The following is a 22,274-nucleotide window of genomic DNA, read 5'->3' as shown; positions in this document are numbered from 1 at the left end:
ATCTGGCGCATCTACGGCTACCAGCTCAGCAGCTCGTAGCCGTTCTCGGTCACCACGAGCTGTACCTCGCACTGGGCCGAGTCGCTGCCGTCCTTGGTGCGCACGCACCACCCATCGCCCTTGCTAATCTTAATGTCGGGTGCTCCGGCGTTGACCATGGGCTCGATAGTAAAGACCATGCCCGGAACCATGATAGTGTCTACGTCGGGCGCCTCGGTGGTAAAGCCCACAAACGGGTCCTCGTGGAACTCCTTGCCAATGCCGTGGCCACCGTACTCGCGCACCACGCTAAAGCCGGCGTCCTCGACCGTCTTTTGTACGGCCTCGGCCATCACGGAGAGCGGCAGCCATGGCTTGACGGCTGCCAGGCCCGCCTCCACGCTGGCGCGGGTGACGTCGACCAAGCGCTGGCGCTCGGCCGAGACCTTGCCGATGCAGAACATGCGGCTCGAGTCGCTAAAATAGCCGTCTAAGATCGTTGAGCAGTCCACGTTGATGATGTCGCCCTCGTGCAGTACGTCCGTATCGCAGGGAATGCCGTGGCAGACTACGTCATTGATCGAGGTACACACGCTCTTGGGGTAGCCCTCGTAGTTGAGGTCGGCCGGCGTTCCACCATGCTCGACGGTGTAGTCGTAGATCATCTGGTCGATCTGGTTGGTGGTCATGCCCGCGGTGATATGCTCACCCACATAATCGAGCACGCCCACGTTGATGGCGGCCGAGCGCTTGATGCCCTCGATATCGGCAGGCGTCTTATAGAGCGTGCGGGGCAGGACGTTCCAGCCCTCTTCCCACAGGCGCTCGAGGCGCTCATCAAAGGAGCTGTGACATTTCTTGTATTTTTTGCCGCTGCCGCACCAGCAAGCGTCGTTGCGGCCAGGCACGGGTCCATTGTCAAACATGGCTAACTTCCTTTCATCCGAGGCTAGTATAGCCCACCCGCAGAGCAGCTAATTTGGGACGGGGCTTTTTTGACTGCTTTTGTCCGCGCGGCCTTGCGCCGCCCATATCGCTCCCAAAAGCAGTCAAAAAAGCCCCATCCCAAATTAGCTGCTCTTGGGCAGACGGGTGCTAGTAACTCACCTGGCAGGGGATGCCGAGGGCGCGCACGCGTGCGGCAATCGCGTCGAGCGCCTTGGGAGCCGCTTTAGCAAGGCCGGCGACTGGTGTCTCGCGCGCCACCGTGTAGATGGTCGCCTCCTGCGGACGAATGCGCTCGAGCGCCGCAAGCCAAGGGCCGACGTATTCGTCGCCCGTGTTGTCAATAGACTTGCCTTGGTACTCGCCGGTTAGGAATAGCGTCTGAATGATAACGTGGCCATCAAAGCTCGCGAACGTCTCGATCTGGTGCTCGACGTCGTAGGGACCAACGGGCTGGTCGAGCAGCTGGATAAATGCCGGATCGACCGTATCGAGCTTGAGGATGTTGTCGTCGACCATCATGAGCGCATCATGCACCTGGGGACGGTCGGCGCGCGTGCCGTTGGAAAGCACGGCGATCTTGGTGTTTGGGGCAAGCTCGTCGCGCAGCGCGACGGCACCGGCGATGGCCTGCGGAAACTCCGGTGCGGCAGTGGGCTCGCCGTTGCCTGCGAAGGTGATCACATCGGGGAGCTCGCCCTCGGCTGCCATCTCGCGCAGCTTTGCTTCGAGCGCGTCGAGTACTACGGCGGCTGTGTTGCACGGCTCATGGCAGGGGCGCTCGGCGTTGAGGCCGTTTTCGCAGTACATGCAGTCGAACGTGCAGATTTTGCCGCTGGCCGGCATCATGTTGACGCCGAGCGAGAGACCAAGGCGACGGCTGCGAACGGGCCCAAAGATAGGGCTGGCATTCAAAAACGTAGACATAGGCATATGCTCCTCTAGACAATTGTGCCTAAGCATAGCATCGGCTCCAAAACAAGGTGCGGGCTCTTGCTTTACAAGTTTCGTTTTTTCACGTCGCTCATGATGCTGTGCCATGAAAAGCCTCGGCTCGGGTACAGTTAATCTGTTAACAAGGCATAAGGCAATGCGGGTCCATCCAACCGTACTGACGTGCAACTGGATGGGCATTGATGATGGGGGCACAACATGGATTTTACGGTCGAAAATGCGGGCACCACGATTGCCTGCCGCGAGTATGCCGGCCCGGATGTATCGTCCGATGCGCCCGCCTTGGTGTGCGTGCACGGTGCGTGCGTCGACGGCACATTTTTTGACGGCATCGCCCGCGAGCTCGCCTGTGGCTATCGCGTCATTGCCTATGACCGCCGTGGTTGCGGCGAGAGCGACGATGCGGCAGACGGACGCTACGATCTGGCAGTTCAGGCTGCCGACCTGCGAGCTGTTATCCAACATGCCGGCGCCCCGGCAAATGTCCTCGCGCACAGCGCCGGTACGTTGGTGGCGCTGGAGCTTCTTCGCACCGAACCCCATCTCGTCGCCCGTGCGATTTTGCATGAGCCGGCTGTGTCGGCCGAAGGCGTCGGCATGGGCGCAGCTCCGGTTTTGCTCGATATGATTGCGGCTGGAAAGGTTTCAAGGGCGCTCCGGCTTTTCTTGGGAGCCCTCGGCGACTTGGACCCCGAGGCTCCTGGGACGACCGAAGCGGAAGCCAAACATGCCCTGCGCAATGGTCGTTGCTTCATGGCCAATGAATACGGAACAAATATGACTTACGTTCCCAATTGGGATAGTGTCCGCGCATCGAAGTCCGTTGCTGCTGTGCTTCTCGGCGAGCTTTCGGTCGGTACGCCCCGCGAGGCTGGTACGCGAGCGGCTGCCGAATATCTCGATTGCCCCCTCGTGACGATCCCGGGCGCGCATAACGGTCTGCGCGATCGTCCCGTTACGGCGGCAAACGCCGTTCGCGATGTCTTGGAGCGTTAGCGCGCTCGATGACCTGCGGGGAGGGAGACTGTTGGCGTTTCGTCATTGTTAACGAATGCGCCCATAACCGCGCGCCCGCGGCTCCATTACCGCTGTTTGCCAGGTCATAAAAATGCAACGATAATCGCGCATTTGCCTGCAGCTGTTAGATGATACCCTTGTATCATTTGATATGCGCCGTTGCCGTGCGTGACGATAGAAAGGGCCCCATATGCTCAATAATCACGAGGCAAATCTAACCGACGAGGAGGCTGCCGCTGAGGTCGCCCGCGTCGCGAAGACCTACCCCGTGGTGCGTTTGCTGTCGGCCGATCAGATTAAGAGCGAGCCTAACTGCTTGCTCGCCGGCGATCGCTGCCCTTGTCTGCGTCAGTCGAGTCTTGAGGCCTTGGCAGATTCGGGTGAGGTGTCGGAGCAACTGCTCAACGATGGTGTTGAGTACCGCGCCCGTCTGCGCCCTCTAAAGGTCGAGGGTGAGCCTCACGTCTTGCTGATGGTGCGTCCGATTGATGAGCAAGAGGCCACAGAAGAGGACCTTGTCTACACCGACGTGCTGACGGGCGTGCGCAATCGCCGATATTACGAGGAAAAGCTCCGTAGCGCCCGCATGAATGCCGGCGTTGCGATGATCGACCTTGATGATTTTAGGGTCTTCAACGATACGTGTGGCCGTCATGCCGGCGACCTTGCGCTCGGTGCTGTGGCGACAGCCATGCGCAGCGGAATCCGTTCGACTGACGAGCTTGTGCACTATGGCTGCGACAAGTTTGTGGTCGTCATGCCCAATATTCCCTCCGATGACTTCACCCGTCGCCTGCATCAGGTATCCGATGCCGTTCATGCCACGATTATTCCGGGCCATGAGCACGCGAGCTTGACGGCATGTGTTGGTGGCGTTCTCATTCATGGCGAGACGGTCGATGAGGGCGTTGGCCGCGCCGTCCAGTTATTGAGCCGCGCTAAGGCAAAAGCCGGTACGGTCGTGACCGATGCCGATTCCATCGAGGCCTTCCAAAGCGAAAAGCCTTTGGTGCTTATTGTCGATGACTCCGAGATGAACCGAGCCATTCTCAACGAGATGCTTAAGGATGAGTATTGCATCCTCGAGGCTGATAACGGTCGTGCGGCGCTCGACATGGTCGACCGCTATGGCGATGAGTTGTCGCTCGTGCTGCTGGATATTGTCATGCCGGGCGTAAGCGGCTTTGAGGTGCTGGCCGATCTGTCGCGCCGATCGGTTAGTGACAATCTACCTGTCATCATGATTTCGAGCGAAGATTCCGATGATATGGTTCTGCGCGCGTACGAGCTGGGCGCCTCGGACTATATCAGTCGCCCGTTCGATGACCGCATTGTGCGTCGTCGCGTCAACAATATTATTCGACTGTATGCCAAACAGCGTCGTCTGACGAGTCTGCTGTCGCAGCAGTACAATGCGCGCGTCAATAACAGCCGTATACTCGTCGACATCATGGCGAGCGTCATGGAAGTCCGTAATGGCGAAAGCGGCAGGCATGTCACGCATATCGAGAAGTTGACTGAGCTGCTGCTTGGCGACTTGGCGCGACGGAGCGACAAGTACTCTCTTGGCAACGAGGAGCGTTCTTCGATTGCGTTGGCGTCGGCGCTGCACGATATCGGCAAGATGTCGATCGACGATGCGATTCTCAACAAGCCCGGACGTCTGACGCCCGAAGAGTTTGAAATAATGAAGACGCATACTACCATTGGCGCCGACATGCTGCGCAATCTGGGCAGAAACCATGAAGGAAGTGCCCTTTTGGACTATGCGTACCAAATCGCCCGCTGGCATCATGAACGTTGGGATGGTACGGGCTATCCTGACGGTCTTAAGGGCGACGATATCCCCATTGCCGCTCAGGTGGTCTCGGTGGCCGATGTGTACGATGCGTTGACGAGCGTGCGTGTGTACAAGGACGCCATTTCGCAAGAAGAGGCGATTCGGATGATTCTGGACGGTGAGTGCGGCGCTTTCAATCCGCTGCTTATCGAGTGTCTGCTCGAAGTGCGCGATCGCATTGCCGAGACGCTGGAGCGCCCTGCGGACGTTGTCGCGTTCCCTTCGGTTTAAGCTAGGCAAAGGGACGCCCCGTCGGACCATGTGGCCGGCGGGGCGTCCTTATCTGTTGTGCGGTTCGCGAACTAGCGGGCCTGCTTTACCTTGGCCGCCGCCTCGACAAACGACTTCCACAGGTTAAAGTCGGTCTCGAGCGTCTGCCAGGTGTACTCGGGATGCCATTGCACGCCCAGGCAGAAAGGCTGGCCTTCGACTTCGATGCACTCGGGAACGCCGTCGGTTGCCTTGGCGACCAAGCGCGTGCTCTTACCCAGACGCTCGACGCAGCAGTGGTGTGCGGAGTTGGTCTGGATCAGCCTGTGCCCGCCAACCGCGCGCTCCAGAAGCGAGCCCGGCACGACCTCGACGGGATGCACGGGGTCGTTGAGCACGTGGGTATGGCGCCACTGCGTGCGGCCCTCGCGCGCGCCCAGGCTCGGTACGTCCATGCACAGGGTGCCGCCGGTGGCGACATTGAGCAGCTGCGTGCCGCGGCAGGTGGTAAAGAGCGGCTTTTTGGCGCGGAGCACCTCGTCGACCAGCTTAAACTCAAAGCTATCGCGGATCTCGCAGCAGAGGGTGGGGTCGTAGGGTCGATCATCGCCCCAACGTTTGGGATTGACATCGGGGCCGCCGGGAATGGCGATGCCGTCGGCGATATCGACGTAATGACGGATAACATCAATGTCCTCGGTGATGGACATCTGCAGCGGCAGGCCGCCGGCGGCAAGGATGGCATCGACAAAAACACTGGCGATTTCCTCGTTGGGGGAGAGCGTCTCGCTTAAAAACGGCTTTGCCTCTTCCCAACGCGGCGCCACCAGGATGAGCGGGCGGTCGGCGGGGGCAACGTCGACGTGCGGGGTATAGGACGAGGAAGTACGTGTTCCGATCATGGGTGCTGCTTTCGAATCTGTAGGTGACAGGGCGCATGAGAGACGTGGGACAACACTTTCAATGGATTTGTCCCACGGGGTTGCTGGTTAGTGGCCCTTGATGGAGTTGAGGAAGTCCTGGGCGCGCTTGGTCTGGGGGTGGTCGAAGAACTCGTCGGGCGTGCCGGTTTCCACGATTTGGCCGTCGGCCATAAACACGACGCGATCGGCCACGCGGCGGGCAAAGTTCATCTCGTGCGTAATGACGATCATCGTCATGCCCTGCTGGGCCAGACGGACCATGACCTCGAGCACCTCGTTGATCATCTCGGGGTCAAGGGCGCTCGTGGGCTCATCAAAAAGCATGGCCTTGGGTTGCATGGCAAGCGAGCGGGCGATGGCTACGCGCTGCTGCTGGCCGCCCGAGAGCTGTGCGGGCACCTTATCGGCCTGTTCGGCAACGCCCACGCGGCCCAGCAGGTCCATGGCGCGCTCGCGGGCCTCGTCCTTGGAGACGCCCAGCACGTCGACCGGTCCCAGCATGACGTTCTGCAGCACGGTCATATGTGCGAACAGGTTGAACTGCTGAAACACCATGCCCAGCTCGGCACGCATACGGGCAAGGTCCTTGCCTTCCTGCGGCAGGGGCTCGCCCTCGATGAGGATCTCGCCCGAGTCGATGGTTTCCAAGCGGTTGATGGTTCGGCACATGGTCGACTTGCCCGAGCCCGAGGGGCCGATCACGACGACGACCTCGCCGCGGTCGACCGAGAGATTGATGTCGTTGAGGACGTGCAGATCGCCATAGTGCTTATCGACGTGTTTGAGCTCGATCAGCGGCTGATTGCCGGTGGAAGAGGTGCTCTGTGCCATGGTGCTCGGCTCCTTATGACTGGAAATGGTAAAGCGTTAGCGGATGATGGTCGCGCCGGTCTTGTGCGAAACGTAGACAGCGGCCTTGTTGATCGCGACGTTGATGAGGATGTAGATGACCGCGATTACCAGGTAGACCGACACGAGGGCGTCGTAGTTGGTAATGAGCACGCGGGCATTTTGCATGAGGTCGGGGTAGCTCACCACGTAGGCGACGGTGGTGTCTTTGACTACGACCACAAGCTGCGAAATCAACGACGGAATGATAAACCGAATCGCCTGCGGCAGCACGATTTTAAAGGTGATTTTAGCTTTGGAGAGACCGAGCGCTTGGGCTGCCTCGACCTGCCCGCGCGGTACGGCGTTGACGCCCGCGCGAAAGATCTCGGCCAGCACGCCGGCTGCAGCGAGCGCGACGGGGAGCGTGAGCATCCAAAACGACGGCAGCGCAATTTTGTACTGAGGCAGCACCAAAAAGAAGAAGTAGATGAACAGCAGGCTCGGTACGCCGCGGAAGAAATCGGTGAGCACGCGGCAGACCAGCTGCAGCGGCTTAATGTCGCTGGTGCGGCCGAGCATAAGGGCTAGGCCCAACACCAGCGCGATGGCGCCAGCGGTGAGTGCGACTTTAACGGTGCCCTCAAAGCCGGCAAGCAGGAACTTCCAGGTGGTGAGGTGCGTAAAGAAATACCAATAGTGGACCGAAAGCTGACCGGTCACATAAAAGCGCTGCAATACGAGGACGACGAGCGCGGCGACGGCAACAAGTGAGATAGCGGTGCCGATGCGAATCTTGGCGCGCATCTTGGGGCCGGGAGCCTCGTAGAGCGCATCGCGCATGGTGAGCGCAGAAGAGGAGTGCTTGCTCATCGGAGGATCCTCACCTTCTTATCGATGTAGTTGCCAATGTGGCTCACCACAAAGGCCGTGCCCAGGTAGCCGAGCGCCGAGATAAAGAACGCGGCGACGCCGCCGAGCGAGCGCGTGTTGATGTAGCTCACCACGCCGGTGAGCTCCTGCGGTTGAAGCGGTACCTGGCTGCCGAGTGCGGTGGTGAGCATGACGGCGATAAAGAGGTTGGTCATGGGCAGCACGCTCGAGCGCAGTGCTTGCGGAATCACGATCTTGGCGAGGATGCGGCTGAAGCTCATGCCGAGCGAGCGAGCGGCTTCCACCTGGCCGACGCCGACGGTGTTGATGCCGCTCATAAAGTTCTCGGAGCCAAAGGCCGAGCCCAAAAGGACCGTGGCGACGATAACGCAGGTGCGGTAGGGCAGGACGACCTTGAGCGGCGGCAGCGCATAGACGACGATGATAAGCAGCGCGATGCCGGGGATGTTACGGAAGACCTGAACATACAGGTCGCCAAAAATGCGCAGCGGCTTGAGCGGCGACACGCGCATCACGGTGACAGCGACGGCCAGCACCATGGCGATGGCAAACGACTCAAGCGTCATGCCCCAGGTTGCTAGCAGCGCGTCGATATAGTTCTGGCCATAGAGCGACCAGAGCTCGGAGAGACTCATGCGGACCTCCCGCCGATAAGGAAAGGGGCTCCCGTGTGTACGGAAGCCCCGACAACTCAGTGTGGAAACAGTTTAGCGCAATAAAGCGCATCGTGCGTTTCCGTATGGTTTCGTAGCGGCCGTTACTGGGCTCGCTGTCTAGGCGCCGATCTCGGGCAGCTCGGGAACGTTGGTGTCGCCCGTGCGATCGCCGATGCAGATCTGCCACAGCTCGGTCCAGGTGCCATCGTCCTCGATCTTCTTAAGGAAGTCGTTGACAAAGGCGACGCCGTCGGAATCGAGCGGCAGGCCGATGCCGTAGGGCTCTTTGCTGCCGAAGGGCTTGCCGGCGATCTTGTACTTACCGGGCTCGCGGACCAGGGCGCTCTGCTGCATGTTGTTGTCGATGACGTAGGCGTCAACGCGGCCCTGCTGAAGTGCCTGGCGGGCCTCCTCGTCGGTCTTGAACTCCTGCTGGCTGGCCTTGGGGGCGAACTCCTCCAGGATGGCGGGGCCGTTGGAGCCGGACTGGACGGCGACGTTCTTGTCGGCCAGGTCGTCGACGCTCTTGATGTCGTCGTTGTCGGCGAGCACCAGGATGGCCTGCTGGGTGTAGTAGTAGGGGCCGGCAAAGGAGACAAGCTTCTTGCGCTCATCGGTAATGGTGTAGGTGGCAAAGACGGCATCGACCTGGCCGTTCTGCAGGACGGACTCACGAGTGTCCGAGGTCACCTGGGTGATCTCGACCTTGTTCTCGCCCAGAATGTAGTTGGACAGGAGCTGCGCGATGCCGGCGTCGAAGCCACGGGTCTTGCCGTCCTTCTCGTTGAGGAGGGAGAAGAGCGTGGAGGTCTGAACGCCACCGATCTTAAAGACGCCGGCGTCCTTGACGGCCGTGGCCCAGGTGCTGGCGGCGATGGCGTCATCATCGGCCTTGGGGCCGTTGTCGACGAGCTTGTCGAATGCCTTGGCATCGAGCGTGGTGGAAGCCTCGGTGTCCTCGGGACTCTTGGAGGAGCCGGCGGCGGAACCCTTGTCGGCCTCGGCGCTGGTGTCGGAGCAGCCGGCAAGACCAAGGCCGGCGACGGTTGCAAAGGTGGCGGCGATGAAGCCACGACGGTCGAGAACGACCTGCTGGGAGAGGTTCTTGCTCATGGTAGAACACCTTTCTCAATAAAATCCCTAGCGGTTGAATAGAGTTATACCCTATCGCGCTCAAATGGGTCAACACGAAATAACTCAGAAACATACTTACCTTATGGGTAATTCTACCTACCAAAAAGGGACAGGTTTATTTTGGCAGGTTTTATCTAGGCAAACGTCAGTTATTGCAGCTGAGATAGCGTTTTGCGGACGGCATGGTCGCTCGCGGCGGTCGCTATAATGGCGGCAACGCGACATATGGCGGCCTGCCTCGCTGTTTTGTCTCAATCTGTAACATCTGCAGCCATTTTTGCCGAGTAACTGTTACAGATTGAGATTTTCTCTTTAGGGGGACTTGAGTGTCTCGATCTGTAACATCTGGACGGACAAAAGGTTTCTATCTGTTACAGATTGAGACAAACAACAGGGGCAAAGACGGTTTGTCTAGATCTGTAACAATTGGGCGAGGATTTGTCCTCTAGGTGTTACAGATCGAGACAATTGAGTTGGGAAAATAAAAACCTCCGCAGGGGTGCTTCCCTTGCGGAGGTTTTTCTACTCGTTCAGCAGGCGTACTGCTTCGGCGGCCATGTTCTCAATCGTCATGCCGTTCTGAGCAAGCAACTCGTTGGGGTCGTAGCGGTCGGGAAAGCCCTTGGCGATGCCAAAGGTGCGCGTGCGCACGGGCGTGCAGGACAAGTAGCACGCGACGCGCTCGCCCCAGCCACCGTCCAAGATGCCGTCCTCGAGGGTGACGACAACGCGATGCTCGGCGGCAAGGCCATCGAGAGACTCGCGGTCAAGCTCGGTTGCAAAGCGCGGGTTGACGAGCGTGGCCTCTATGCCGTATTCGGCAGCCAAGCGGTTTGTCACGCGCTCGCCCAGCTCAAAGAAATCGCCAAGCGCGAGCACGGCAACGTCGCGGCCCTGACGCACCACGTCGTAGCGAACGGCGCTGTAGTCGGTGTCCTCGGCGGGCGCCAAATCGGGGCGGCTAACCAGGCCAATGCCCGGAACGCGGATCGCCACGGGATGCTCGCGGTGGTCGAGCGACCAGCTCAGCATGGACAGGTATTCCTCCATGCAGGCCGGTGCCAGATAGCGCATGTTGGGAAGTCCGCCCAGCATGGATATATCAAAGAACGAGAGGTGCGTCTCGGATGTGGTGCCAAAGATCGACGCGCCAAACACCAGGATGGTTGCGGGGGTGTCGTTGAGGCACAGGTCGTGCCACAACTCGTCGTAGGCGCGCTGTAAAAACGTGCCGTACACACCAAAGACTGGCTTGGCGCCCGAGCGCGCAAGCGCGGTGGCAAAGGTCACGGCGTGCTCCTCGGCAATGCCCACATCGACGAACTGTTTGCCGGCCGCGGCGCGAAGCTCGGGTGTAAAGCCCATGATGTAGGGCGTGGCGGCCGTGATGCCCACGACCTGCGGATCGCGCTCGATGGCGGCGCTGAGCGCCTCGCCCGTAATGTCGGCATAGGTGCGCGGCGCAGGCTCGCTCGGATGGCCCGGGCAGAGCTTGCGCCCAGTAGTCATGTCAAACGGACCCACATGGTGCCAGCGCTCGGGGTCGCTCTGGGCTGGCTCAAAGCCCTTGCCCTTGGCGGTGGAGACATGCAGCACGATGGGATGATCGATATTGCGCAGTTCCTGCAGCGCGTCGACGAGGGCCAACACATCGTTACCGGCGTCCAGATAGCGGTAGTCGAGCCCCATCGCGCGGAAAACATTGCGCTCACAGGTGCCGTTGCTGGCGCGCAGTTCGGCCAGATTGCGATACAGGCCGCCATGGTTTTCGGCGATGGACTGGTCGTTATCGTTGACGATGATGATCAAGTTGCTGTCGAGCTCGGCGGCGTTGTTAAAGCCCTCAAACGCCAGGCCGCCCGAAAGCGAGCCGTCGCCAATAACGGTAATGACGTTATACGTGTCGCCCGCCAGGTCACGAGCGTGCGCAAGGCCGCAGCCCAGGCTCACCGACGTGGAGGTATGGCCCATGGCAAACAGGTCGTGCTCGGACTCGTCGGGATTGGCAAAGCCAGAAGCCTCACCATAACGCTCCGGATCGATATAGGTGTACGCGCGCCCCGTCAGCGCCTTGTGGGCGTAGGTCTGGTGCGAAACGTCAAAGACAATCTTGTCGATGGGGGAGTTAAACACGCGATGAAGCGCAACCGTAAGCTCAACGACGCCCAGGTTGGGGGCAACGTGCCCACCGACGGCGGCGGAGCTTTCGAGGATTGCCTGGCGGATCTCGCCGCAGAGCAGCGGAAGCTCGGCGCGGTCGAGAGCCTTGACGTCCTCGGGCGTTGTCGTTTGCGTAAGCAGCATCGTTGTGGGTTACTCCATGCGAATCGAGCGCCGGCGCTCCCTCGGCCGGCACAATTGCACAAAACAGTCTCGCACATTTTGGCGTTTGATATGTGACGGCGGCGCGGTAATTCGCCAACTGGTGGGACAAAACGTTTTGTCCGATGCCATACTGGTAGATTCGATGATGATTTATTCAATGCGTGCAGGCTGTGGCTTGTCGCCGTGTGTCGCTGGAAGGAGGCAGCATGTCCGATGTCGTTCGTGCCGAGAAAATCGCGCACGAGGTCGACTATGCCGCCCGTCAGCTCGCCCAGGCGGGTCGTCTGGACCTGACGCGCGAGTTTATCCAGCATGGCGACGTGACGGTATATGCACATGTGACTTCGGTAGCGCGGGCGAGCCTGTCCTTTGCCGAGCGCTTGGGCCGTGTCGGTATCTCCGTCGACCGCGGCTCGCTGTTGCGAGGGGCCCTGCTGCACGATTACTTTCTTTATGACTGGCACGATCCCGACCCAAGCCATCGGCTGCATGGCTTTCGGCATCCGTTTTTTGCCCTGGCGCGTGCGGAGGAAGATTTTGAGCTGACGTCGCGCGAGCGGAATATTATCGTGCGGCATATGTTTCCGCTGGTGCCGGTGCCGCCGACGTGTCGTGAGGCATGGATTGTGTGCCTGGCGGATAAATGGTGCGCTCTGCGCGAGACGGTCGCCGGCCGTCTGCCGCGCAAAGACGGCGCGAACGATTCGAACGAGGGCTCGAGCGACGGCTCGAGCAAAGATTCGAGTGAAAAGAGGAGAGGATAGACGGTGGGGACCGCGATCGACATGGCATTTGACGGCGCGACGCTTGCCGCCTGCCCGCTCTCGGCGCTGGTGCTCTCGTTTGCCTTCTACGGTTTTTGCGGTTGGGCATGGGAATCGACAGTCTGCGCCATGCTCAACCACGGGCGATTTGCCAACAGTGGCTTTTTGCTGGGGCCGTGCTGCCCTATCTATGGCGCGGGCGGCATTGCCTGCTGGCTGCTGTTGCGCGGAATTCCTGACGCGTCGAGCCAGTTTGTCGCCGCGGCGCTTGTGTGCAGCGTAATCGAGTACAGTGTGGGCCTTCTATTGGAAAAGACAACAGGCGCACGCTTTTGGGACTATTCGCACCTGCCGTTTAACTTGCACGGACGTATCTGCCTGTACTGGGCCTGCGCGTTTGGCCTGGGCGCGTTGTGCATTTGTCGTTTAGTGGAGCCGGCATTGCTGGGACTGCTTGGCCATCTGCCGGTGCTGATTGTGCGGCTGTCCGCCTTTATCGTCGCGGTTGCGATGATGGTCGACGCGGTGTTCTCTTTGGCCAGTTGGCGTCGCCTGTCCGATCAGCTGGAGCGTGTGCGCGCCGACCTTGCCGACCGCATCAATGAGTCGCTTGCCGATGCCTCGGACTCCATGCTCGAACGTATTCCCGATTCGACGATTGACTCGGTAGCGCAGACGCATATCCGTAGCCGCGCCGTTAACGCGTGGCTGGCCGAGCTGGGCGACGCGGCGCTCGATGCCCTGCGCGAGAAGGCTTCGATGCCGACGTTTATCTCGGATGGTGCTCGCGGCCTGGCGCTTGCCGCCCGCCGCGTCGCCGATGCCGCGCCGAGCATGCCGCGTCCGTCGCTCAGTCGTCGCCTTGCCGGTAAGCGCATGAGCCGTCCGGTGCCGAGTGTGTCGCTCAGCCGTCGCGACCTGCGCTTCTTCAATGCCTTCCCGCGTCTGCGCATCAATCGCTACGAAGGTGTCATTCGAGCAACTAATCTCCGCGACCGCGCCCACGAGCTGTTTCGGCGCTAGCCGGGAAGGGCACGCTCACGGCTCCCTTGCTCGCGTATTTCCCGTTCGTTTCGCGTCCGTTGCCGCGCCGTTTCCAAGATTGCGGCACCGTTTCCATTCGACAACGCAGCGTTTAACAACGCCGTATCTGGTCTACACCAGTTGCCCCTCGGCCGCATTATGGGCGCCGACAACGTTCATGCGACCAAAGGGGAGCGAATGTACGATACGGGATCGACAACGTTTATGCTCATCTGCACCATGCTCGTGTTTTTAATGACACCGGGTCTGGCGTTTTTCTATGGTGGCCTGTCCAGGCGCAAAAATGTCATCAACACCATGCTTATGTGCTTTGGCGCCATTGGCCTGGTTGGTGTGCTGTGGATTGTTGCCGGCTGGTCGCTGGCCTACGGCGGCGACGGCTCGAGCCCGTTTATTGGAGGCCTTGACCAGCTGCTGTGCCTGCCGGTGCTCAACCAGGTGCTGCAGGCGGCCGAGGGCAATGCTGCGGACGGTGCCGTCTACCCTCAGATCATCAACATCGCCTTCCAGATGGCATTTGCCATGATCACGGCTGCTATCGTCACGGGCAGCCTGGCCGGCCGCGTTAAGTTTGGTGCCATGACGGCCTTCCTGGGCATTTGGCTGCTCGTGGTCTATGCGCCGCTCGCCCACATGGTCTGGGGCGGTGAGGGTTCCTTTATCGGCGACATCATCGGCGCGCTCGACTTTGCGGGCGGCGACGTGGTGCACATCTCGTCCGGTCTGACGGGCCTGATTCTCTGTTTAATGCTCGGCCGTCGTCGCGGCTTTGGCATGGTGAGCTACCGCCCGCATAACGTGCCGTTTGTGGCGCTGGGCGCCGGCCTGCTTTGGTTTGGCTGGTTTGGCTTTAACGGCGGCAGCGAGTTTAAGGCCGACGCCGTGGCCGCGCTCGCCATCCTCAACACCGTGACGGCCAGCGCGGCGGGCATGGTCTCGTGGCTTGTCGTCGAGCGCGTGCATACCGGTCGCCCCACGCTGGTGGGTGCCAGCACCGGTCTGGTTGCGGGCCTTGTGGTGGTCACGCCGGGTGCGGGCTTTGTCGAGCCGTGGGCGGCGCTGGTCATGGGCCTGATCGTATCACCTGTCTGCTACCTGGCTATCAGCCATCTTAAGACCAAGTTTGGCTACGACGATGCGCTCGACGCGTTTGGCTGCCACGGCATCGGCGGCATCTTGGGCGGCGTGCTCACGGGCCTGTTCTGCGTGCCGGAGCTCTCGTGGACCGGTAAGGGCGGCCTGTTCTACACGGGCGACGTGTCGCTGCTCATCTCGCAGATCTTGGGCATTGTGGTGACAGTCGCTATTGTGCTGGTGCTCGATTTGGTGATCGCCGCGGTGGTCAAGGCGCTGTTCCATGGCGGCCTGCGCGTGGACGAGGCAGACGAGGCGCTGGGCTTGGATGCGAGTCAGCACGGCGAGAGCGCGTATCCCTCGTTCTCCGGGCTCGATTAGCAGCTTCCCCAAGCACCGCACCTTGCCGTTCAATCGTCGCGCGGCTTTCCCAGGCACCCGACCTTACCCCTCAAACCGTCGCTTGCGTACCGAAGTACGCGGCGCTCCTCTTTCGGGGTAATCTCGGGCACCTCGAAAACCCGCGTCGTTGAATGGCAATTCATTTCTTTTATTGGGAGGAATTCATTATGAAAAAGATCACGGCTATCGTGCGTCAGGAAAAGCTTGAGGTTCTTAAAGATGCGCTGTTTGCTGCCGATGTTCGTGGCATGACTATTAACCAGGTGCAGGGCTGCGGCGCGCAGCATGGCTGGAAGGAATACGTGCGCGGCAACGAGTTGCTAGTCAACACGATCCCTAAGGTACAGTTCACCCTTATCTGCGCCGATGAGCATGTCGACGGAATTGTCGACATCATCTGCAACGCCGCCCGCACCGGCGCCGTCGGCGACGGCAAGATCTGGGTCGAGCCGGTCGAGGAAGTTATCCGCATCCGCACCGGCGAACACGGCCCCGCCGCGGTGTAGAATCGACCGCCTGACGGGTGTGCCTCTCTTGGGGCGCGCCCGTTCTCGTCTACAATATCGTGCAGACGAAGGAGAGGCATGCCCATGATCAAGATGTTTGCGAGCGACTTAGACGGAACGCTGCTGAACGCCCTGCACGAGGCAGACGGGACCATCCGCCGTGCCATTCGCGAGCTGACCGAAGCTGGCCTGCATGTGGTTCCCGCGACCGGGCGCTCGACGCTGCCGATCGGCGAGCATGGCTTTACGGGCCTGGCGCTTGACGCCTGCTGCTCCAATGGGTCCATCGTACGCAACAGCCATGGCGAGGTGCTCAAGACCTGGACCATCGACCCGCAGGTTACCGAGGAGCTGCTCAAGGCGTTCCCGGACATTTGCTTCGACTGCTCCACGCCCGATGGCATGTTCTCGAGCGGATCGTTCGAGATGCACCAGGCGGGCTTTAAAAAGGACAGTCCTATCAAGCGCATCGTGATGCGCGGCATGCGTGCACGTGGGGGGTATCACGAGGAGCAATATTTCGACCAGTCGATCGGTGACATCCTGCGCCATGACGTATGCAAGATCAATTGTCGCGTGACCTCGCCCGAGCTGGAGCGCGACCTTAAGGCGTATTTGGCCGAGCGCTCGGACCGCGTGGTCAACGCGCCGTTCGATCCGGTGATGTTCGAGATCACGGACGTGGCGTGCAACAAGGGTGAGAGCGTGGCCTGGTTGGCGGGCTACTACGGCATTGCCGAGGACGAGGTCGCGGTTTACGGCGACGGCGGCAACGACATCGCCATGCTCAAGCGCTTCCGCCACAGCTACGCGACCAAAAACGGCAGCGATGCCGCCAAGGCCGCCGCGAGCGCAACTATCGGCAGCTGCATGGTCCATGCCGTCCCCAAACACATGCTTGCCACCATGCATAAGCAAAATTCCCGCACCATCATCGAATAATGTGACAAAGGGACTGCCCCTTCGTCGCATCCAAATATTGCCTTTACGTGTTGATACACACGGTGTGCAATAATACTCGCACTGTGCAATAGCGCACAGGCAGAGTAACAAGGAGGACGCTTGTCCCAGCTCGAGAAATGCGATCGCCGGTCCCTTCGCTCGCAGCGTGCCCTTCGCCAGGCACTTGCCAGCGAACTAGCCGAAAGCGGCGATCTTTCGCGCATTAACGTCGCGTCGCTCACCGAGCGTGCTGGCCTCACGCGCCGTACGTTCTATTCGCACTACCGCGATATCCCCGACTTTATCAATCAAATCGAGGACGGCTTGCTGGCCGAGATCCGTGAGCGTATTGAGCTCATCACCGCAGCTCGGCTGCCCGATCTCTATCACAACATCGATGAGCTCGAGCCGGCGCCCGGTTCGGTTGAGCTACTGCGTTATCTTGCGGCCAACCGCGACTTGATCGGTGCGCTGCTGGGTCCGGGCGGCGACCAGGCCTTCATTAAAAGGATTATCGACACCGCACGTGAGGCTGTGGTGCCGCGTGCACAGACGGGCATTTTGGGCCTGGCGCTGGGCACGTTCTTTGACTACTACGTCACCTACGTCGTGAGTGCCGAGGTCGGCATGATTCAGCGCTGGTTTGAGCGTGGGCTCACCGAATCGCCCGAGGCCATGGCGCGCATGATGACGGTGCTCGCTTTTGTGCGTCCTGGTGACCTGTATGGCCAACCCATCGATATCAACGTGCCGGAGTACGGCATGAAGCTATTGAACTTGCAGCTCGAGGACGCGGCCGACACCCCCGCAACCGTCGAGTCCAACAACTAAGAGGAGAGACAATGAGCAAACTCGTCGAGGGCATCAAGGACCGCATGGTCGCCGCCGCACGCGAGGCTGCGCCCACCGTGGTGGACGCCGCGCAGAAGGCCGCGACCGCGGCTGCCGAGAAAGTTGCCGAGGCAGTTGCCGATGCCAAGAACTCGGTAGGGGAGACGTCCGTCGCTAGCGAGCCCGCAGCCACCGCCCACGCCCCCGAAGGCGCAATCTTCAACCCCGAGGCCGCCCACGGCAACCTGCACCTGGGCATCGATGTGGGCTCCACCACCGTTAAACTCGCCGTGCTCAACGATGACAACCAGATCGTCTACGCCAAGTACCAGCGCCACCACACCGACGTCCGCGCTTGCGCCCGCGACCTGTTCGAGGGCGCTGCGGCCGTGCTGCCGACGGCCCAGATGACCTGCGCCATTACCGGCTCGGGCGGTCTGCTGCTGTCCCAATGGCTCGACCTGGAGTTTGTCCAAGAGGTCATCGCCAGCAAACGCGCCGTCGAGACCCTCATCCCGGCCACCGATGTCGCCATCGAGCTGGGCGGCGAGGACGCCAAGATCATCTACTTCGATAACGGCATCGAGCAGCGCATGAACGGCACCTGTGCCGGCGGTACGGGTGCGTTCATCGACCAGATGGCAACCCTGCTGCACACCGACGCCAGCGGCCTTAACGAACTCGCGGCCAACGCCACCACCATCTATCCCATCGCCAGCCGCTGCGGCGTTTTTGCCAAGACCGACGTGCAGCCGCTGCTCAACGAGGGCGCCCGCCCCGAGGACGTGGCCGCCTCCATCTTCCAGGCTGTCGTGACCCAGACCATCTCGGGCCTGGCGTGCGGCCGTCCCATCCGCGGTAACGTCGCCTTCCTGGGCGGCCCGCTGCAGTATCTCTCCGAGCTGCGCCATCGCTTCTACCTCACGCTCAACCTGGACGAGGAGCACCGCATCGTGCCCCAAAATGCTCACCTGTTTGTGGCGAGCGGTGCCGCCATGGCGCACGAGTCCAATAAGCTCAGCACGTTCCCGCAGCTCATCGAGGCCATCGATGCCCTGGGTGACACACAGGGCGCCGAGGTCGAGCGTCTGGATCCGCTCTTTGCCACCGACGAGGACTTTGCCGAGTTCAAGACCCGCCACGACACCGAAGTCGTCCCCAAGGGCAAGCTCGAAGGCTACACCGGTCGCGTGTTCATCGGTATCGACGCCGGTTCCACCACCATGAAGGCCGCGCTTGTGGGTGAGGACGGCCAGTTGCTGCATACCTGGTACGGCAATAACAACGGTGACATCCTGGGTACGGCCAAGGTCATCATGGCCGATTTCTACAACCACATCCCCGCCGGCTGCACCATCGGCCACGTGACCACCACGGGTTACGGCGAGGCGCTGCTCATCGAGGCCCTCAAGGCCGACTCCGGCGAGATCGAGACCGTCGCGCACCTGCGCGGAGCCAAGGCATTCCTGCCCGGCGTCGAGTTTATCCTGGACATCGGCGGCCAGGACATGAAGTGCCTGCGCGTCAAGGACGGCGTTATCGAGCACATCATGCTCAACGAGGCCTGCTCGTCGGGCTGCGGTAGCTTTATCGAGAGCTTCGCCGTCTCTATGAACATGGACGTGCGCGCGTTCGCCGACGCCGCCATCCATGCCAAGGCTCCGGTGGACCTGGGCAGTCGCTGCACGGTCTTTATGAATTCGCGTGTTAAGCAGGCGCAAAAGGAAGGCGCCACGGTGGGCGACATCGCGGCCGGTCTGTCCTATTCCGTCATTAAGAATGCCCTGTTCAAGGTCATTAAGCTGCGCGATCCCAAGGAGATCGGAAGCCAGGTGATCGTCCAGGGCGGCACCTTTATGTCCGATGCCACGCTGCGCGCGTTTGAGCAGCTCACCGGCGTTCACGCCGTGCGTCCCGACATCGCCGGCTGCATGGGCGCCTATGGTGCGGCCTTGCTCGCCCGCGATCGCGCTGGCGCCGACGGCACCTCGACCATCCTTTCGGCCGAGGACATCGCGCACCTCACTGTGACGCAAAAGCACGTCCGCTGCGGTCGCTGCTCCAACAACTGCCAGCTCACCGTCAACGACTTTGGCGGCGGTAGGCGCTTCATTACCGGCAACCGCTGCGAGAAGGGCGCCGGCCACAAAAAGCAAAAGACCGAGGCCCCTAACCTCTTCAAAAAGAAAAACGAGTTGCTCTTTAATCGCGAGGTGCTGAGCCCCGACGAGGCCCCGCGCGGCACCGTGGGTATCCCGCGCGCACTCAACATGTACGAGAACTACCCCTTCTGGCACGCGTTCTTTACGCGCTTGGGCTTTAGCGTGCAGCTGTCCGACCAGTCGAGCAAGAAGACCTACCAGGCGGGCATCGAGTCCATGCCGTCCGAGAGCGTGTGCTATCCGGCCAAGATGAGCCACGGCCACGTGATGAACCTTATCGACCGCGATGTCGACTTTATCTGGATGCCGTGCGTGCGCTGGGAGCGCAAGGAGGATCCGACGGCTGGCAATTGCTATAACTGCCCCATCGTCATGAGCTACCCCACGGCGCTGGCGCTCAACATCGACGAGATCCGTGAGCAGAACATCGAGTTCCTGTACCCGTTTGTGCCCTATCACGACAAGACCGAGCTCAAGCGCCGCTTGTACCAGGTGCTTGCCGTCGACCGCGTGGCCGATGCTGAGGCCGGTCGCGGTCGCGTGCGCGGTCCCAAGATCACGCGCTCCGAGGTCGATGCCGCCGTCAACGCTGCCTTTGAGGCCGATGCACGCTTCCACGAGGACATCCAGACCATGGGCGAGGAGACCCTTAAGTGGGTCGAGGACCACGGCGGTCACGGCATCGTGCTCGCCGGCCGCCCCTACCACAACGACCCCGAGATCAACCACGCCCTGCCCGAGCTTATCTCGAGCTTTGGCTTTGCGGTCTTTACCGAGGATTCGCTTGCGCACCTGGTGAAGCCCGAGCGCCCCATCCGCGTCGTCGACCAGTGGATGTACCACAGCCGCCTGTACGCCGTCGCCCGTTTTGTGACGATGCGCAACGACCTGGACCTGATCCAGCTCAACTCTTTCGGCTGCGGCCTGGACGCTCTGACTACCGATCAGGTGCAGGAGATTCTGGAGGCCAGCGGCAAGATCTATACCGTGCTCAAGATCGACGAGGTGTCCAATCTGGGCGCCGCGCGCATCCGCATCCGCTCGCTCATGGCCGCGCTTAAGGACCAGGAGGCCGAGCGTTTGGCCGAGGCCGCGGCCGCGGGCGAGACCTACGAGCAGGGCGATGCCGCGCCGGTGGCTCCCTCCACGGATGCCCCCGCATTCGCGAGCCGCAAGTACACGTTCGAGGCTCAGCGCGAGAGCGCATCGACCGCGTGGCCCAAGGTGCCCTTTACCGAGCAGATGCGCGAGGAGGGCTACACCATCCTGTGCCCGCAGATGGCGCCGATCCACTTTGACCTGGTCAAAGAGGTGTTCCGCGGTGCCGGCTACAACTTGGAGCTGCTGCCCTCGACCGATCACGACGCCGTCGAGGCCGGCCTGCGCTATGTGAACAATGACATTTGCTATCCGTCCATTTTGGTGACCGGCCAGATTATGGAGGCCATCGAGAGCGGCCGGTACGACCTGTCCAAGACGGCCGTGGTTATCAGCCAGACAGGCGGCGGCTGCCGTGCCACCAACTACATCGCACTCATCCGCAAGGCCCTGCGCGAGAGCGGCCACCCCGAGATTCCGGTGATCTCGCTTTCGGCGGTGGCGCTCGGTGAGGACAACCCCGGCTTTAAAATTACGCCGGCGCTGCTTAAGCAGGCAGTCTACGCGGTGCTCTTTGGCGACGTGATGATGCAGATGCTTTATCGCTGTCGTCCATACGAGGCTACGCCCGGTGCCGCCAACGCACTCTACGAGGAGTACATGGCGCGCGCCCGCAAGCTGGCGCCCAAGTTCAACCGCCACAACTACACCAAGCTGTGCCGCGAGGCCATCCGCGCGTTCGACACCATGCCGCTCGTGGGTGAGGGCACCAAGCCGCGCGTGGGCGTGGTCGGCGAGATCTTGGTCAAGTTCCACCCCACAGCCAACAACCACGTGGTCGACGTTATCGAGCGCGAGGGCTGCGAGGCCGTGGTGCCGGGCCTGCTCGACTTCTTCCTGTACTCCATGAGCAACGCCGAGCTGCAGAAGGATGAGCTCGGAAGCTCTGCAACCACGCGCGCTGGTATGCAGGCGCTCATCAAGCTCGTGGACTGGATGCGTACGCCGGTGGAGGAGCTGCTCCAAAAGTCCCGCCGCTTTGAGGCGCCCGAGCGCATCGGCACCATGGCGGACAAGGCCCGTACGGTGCTTTCGGTGTGCAACAACATGGGCGAAGGCTGGCTGCTCACGGCCGAGATGCTCGACCTGATTGACCATGGCGCGCCCAACATCATCTGCACGCAGCCCTTTGCGTGCCTGCCTAACCACGTGGTGGGCAAGGCCGTGATCAAGGAGCTGCGCCGTCAGCACCCCGAGAGCAACATTGTCGCGGTGGACTACGACCCCGGCGCGTCCGAGGTCAACCAGCTCAACCGCATTAAGCTCATGATCAGCGTGGCCAAGGAAAACATGCGCGCCGGTAAGGGCTTTAAGCTCGAGAAGGTGGCGCCGCTCGCGATGGACGAGGTCACCGGCCAGATGCGTGACCATGGTGGCTGCGTGAGCTGTGGCTCGGCCAGCGAGGAGGCCGTTGCATCGGTCGCCAAGCGTCTGGGACGCGGCATTAAGAAGTAGTTGGCCTGCTATGCGCTAGATATGAGGCAAACGGGTGGCAGCCGTACCGGCTACCACCCGTTTTTGCTGGACATATGTTGCGTAAATCGTTTTGTTGCAGCATTCTGTGCACTCGAATTTCGGAAGTGCGGGGAAAACGCGAACCTCCTGAGCACACCGCCTTTTTAGACTCTCGCGACCTGCGGTTTTGTTGTAAAAAAAGCCAGTCTGGTCGGCGAACCCCGATTTTTC

General features: G+C 61.0%; 17 protein-coding genes. 9 read left to right on the top strand and 8 right to left on the bottom strand.

Annotated elements, in window-relative coordinates:
• Positions 1-17: 17 nt before the first annotated feature.
• Together map and ACQRC0_RS04380 are read right to left on the bottom strand one after the other, a co-directional pair.
• Positions 18-905: a type I methionyl aminopeptidase gene (gene map, locus ACQRC0_RS04385; protein WP_427728080.1), complete on the bottom strand. Its 888-nt coding sequence runs from the start codon at positions 903-905 to the stop codon at positions 18-20.
• 169 nt (positions 906-1,074) lie between these two features.
• On the bottom strand, positions 1,075-1,851 hold the full coding sequence (locus ACQRC0_RS04380) for a radical SAM protein (RefSeq protein ID WP_427728079.1): 777 nt from the start codon (positions 1,849-1,851) through the stop codon (positions 1,075-1,077).
• 225 nt (positions 1,852-2,076) lie between these two features.
• On the opposite strand from ACQRC0_RS04380, the gene ACQRC0_RS04375 reads away from it, so the two are divergent.
• A complete protein-coding gene (locus ACQRC0_RS04375) occupies positions 2,077-2,874 on the top strand; it encodes an alpha/beta fold hydrolase (RefSeq protein WP_427728076.1) in 798 nt (265 codons plus the stop codon).
• 211 nt (positions 2,875-3,085) lie between these two features.
• Positions 3,086-4,966 carry a diguanylate cyclase gene (locus ACQRC0_RS04370; protein WP_427728073.1) on the top strand — a complete coding sequence of 627 codons (1,881 nt, stop codon included), beginning with the start codon at positions 3,086-3,088 and terminating at the stop codon, positions 4,964-4,966.
• A 71-nt stretch (positions 4,967-5,037) separates the two neighbouring features.
• Here ACQRC0_RS04370 and ACQRC0_RS04365 read toward each other — a convergent pair whose 3' ends face one another.
• From ACQRC0_RS04365 to ACQRC0_RS04340, 6 genes are all read right to left on the bottom strand, one after another.
• The gene (locus tag ACQRC0_RS04365; RefSeq protein ID WP_427728070.1) at positions 5,038-5,847 is read right to left on the bottom strand and encodes a gamma-glutamyl-gamma-aminobutyrate hydrolase family protein; all 810 of its coding nucleotides are present in this window, start codon (positions 5,845-5,847) and stop codon (positions 5,038-5,040) included.
• Positions 5,848-5,934: 87 nt separating this feature from the next.
• Entirely contained in the window at positions 5,935-6,699 is a 765-nt protein-coding gene (locus tag ACQRC0_RS04360; protein ID WP_117840240.1) for an amino acid ABC transporter ATP-binding protein, read from the bottom strand.
• 36 nt (positions 6,700-6,735) lie between these two features.
• Entirely contained in the window at positions 6,736-7,569 is an 834-nt protein-coding gene (locus ACQRC0_RS04355) for an amino acid ABC transporter permease (RefSeq protein WP_195543997.1), read from the bottom strand.
• Positions 7,566-8,225, bottom strand: a complete 660-nt coding sequence (locus tag ACQRC0_RS04350; RefSeq protein ID WP_154514877.1) for an amino acid ABC transporter permease — start codon at positions 8,223-8,225, stop codon at positions 7,566-7,568. The genes ACQRC0_RS04355 and ACQRC0_RS04350 overlap by 4 nt, the downstream gene beginning before the upstream one ends.
• 138 nt (positions 8,226-8,363) lie before the next feature.
• Positions 8,364-9,359 (bottom strand): glutamate ABC transporter substrate-binding protein, encoded by a 996-nt coding sequence (locus tag ACQRC0_RS04345; protein WP_427718227.1) that lies wholly within the window; start codon positions 9,357-9,359, stop codon positions 8,364-8,366.
• A 543-nt stretch (positions 9,360-9,902) separates the two neighbouring features.
• Positions 9,903-11,684, bottom strand: coding sequence for a 1-deoxy-D-xylulose-5-phosphate synthase (locus ACQRC0_RS04340; RefSeq protein ID WP_427728065.1), 1,782 nt, complete (start codon positions 11,682-11,684; stop codon positions 9,903-9,905).
• A 227-nt stretch (positions 11,685-11,911) separates the two neighbouring features.
• On the opposite strand from ACQRC0_RS04340, the gene ACQRC0_RS04335 reads away from it, so the two are divergent.
• The 7 genes from ACQRC0_RS04335 to ACQRC0_RS04305 all read left to right on the top strand — a co-directional run bounded on the left by ACQRC0_RS04335 (position 11,912) and on the right by ACQRC0_RS04305 (position 22,043).
• Complete coding sequence (locus ACQRC0_RS04335) at positions 11,912-12,469, top strand: HD domain-containing protein (RefSeq protein WP_427728062.1); 558 nt, start codon at positions 11,912-11,914, stop codon at positions 12,467-12,469.
• Positions 12,470-12,472: 3 nt separating this feature from the next.
• Positions 12,473-13,492 carry a putative ABC transporter permease gene (locus tag ACQRC0_RS04330; protein ID WP_427728060.1) on the top strand — a complete coding sequence of 340 codons (1,020 nt, stop codon included), beginning with the start codon at positions 12,473-12,475 and terminating at the stop codon, positions 13,490-13,492.
• A 198-nt stretch (positions 13,493-13,690) separates the two neighbouring features.
• Positions 13,691-14,968 carry an ammonium transporter gene (locus tag ACQRC0_RS04325; protein ID WP_427728057.1) on the top strand — a complete coding sequence of 426 codons (1,278 nt, stop codon included), beginning with the start codon at positions 13,691-13,693 and terminating at the stop codon, positions 14,966-14,968.
• A gap of 188 nt (positions 14,969-15,156) precedes the next feature.
• Positions 15,157-15,495 carry a P-II family nitrogen regulator gene (locus tag ACQRC0_RS04320; RefSeq protein WP_099432138.1) on the top strand — a complete coding sequence of 113 codons (339 nt, stop codon included), beginning with the start codon at positions 15,157-15,159 and terminating at the stop codon, positions 15,493-15,495.
• An 84-nt stretch (positions 15,496-15,579) separates the two neighbouring features.
• Positions 15,580-16,437 (top strand): HAD-IIB family hydrolase, encoded by an 858-nt coding sequence (locus tag ACQRC0_RS04315; RefSeq protein WP_427728054.1) that lies wholly within the window; start codon positions 15,580-15,582, stop codon positions 16,435-16,437.
• Positions 16,438-16,557: 120 nt separating this feature from the next.
• Positions 16,558-17,268, top strand: coding sequence for a TetR/AcrR family transcriptional regulator (locus ACQRC0_RS04310; RefSeq protein WP_427728052.1), 711 nt, complete (start codon positions 16,558-16,560; stop codon positions 17,266-17,268).
• A gap of 11 nt (positions 17,269-17,279) precedes the next feature.
• Positions 17,280-22,043, top strand: coding sequence for an acyl-CoA dehydratase activase-related protein (locus ACQRC0_RS04305; RefSeq protein ID WP_427728049.1), 4,764 nt, complete (start codon positions 17,280-17,282; stop codon positions 22,041-22,043).
• Positions 22,044-22,274 lie beyond the last annotated feature (231 nt).

Origin of the sequence: Collinsella sp. SGI.033, from assembly GCF_050315135.1 — a bacterium.
Classification (GTDB): Bacteria; Actinomycetota; Coriobacteriia; order Coriobacteriales; family Coriobacteriaceae; genus Collinsella.
The sequence above is the reverse complement of the archived record's forward strand: the minus strand, read 5'-3'. Positions and strand labels throughout refer to the sequence as shown.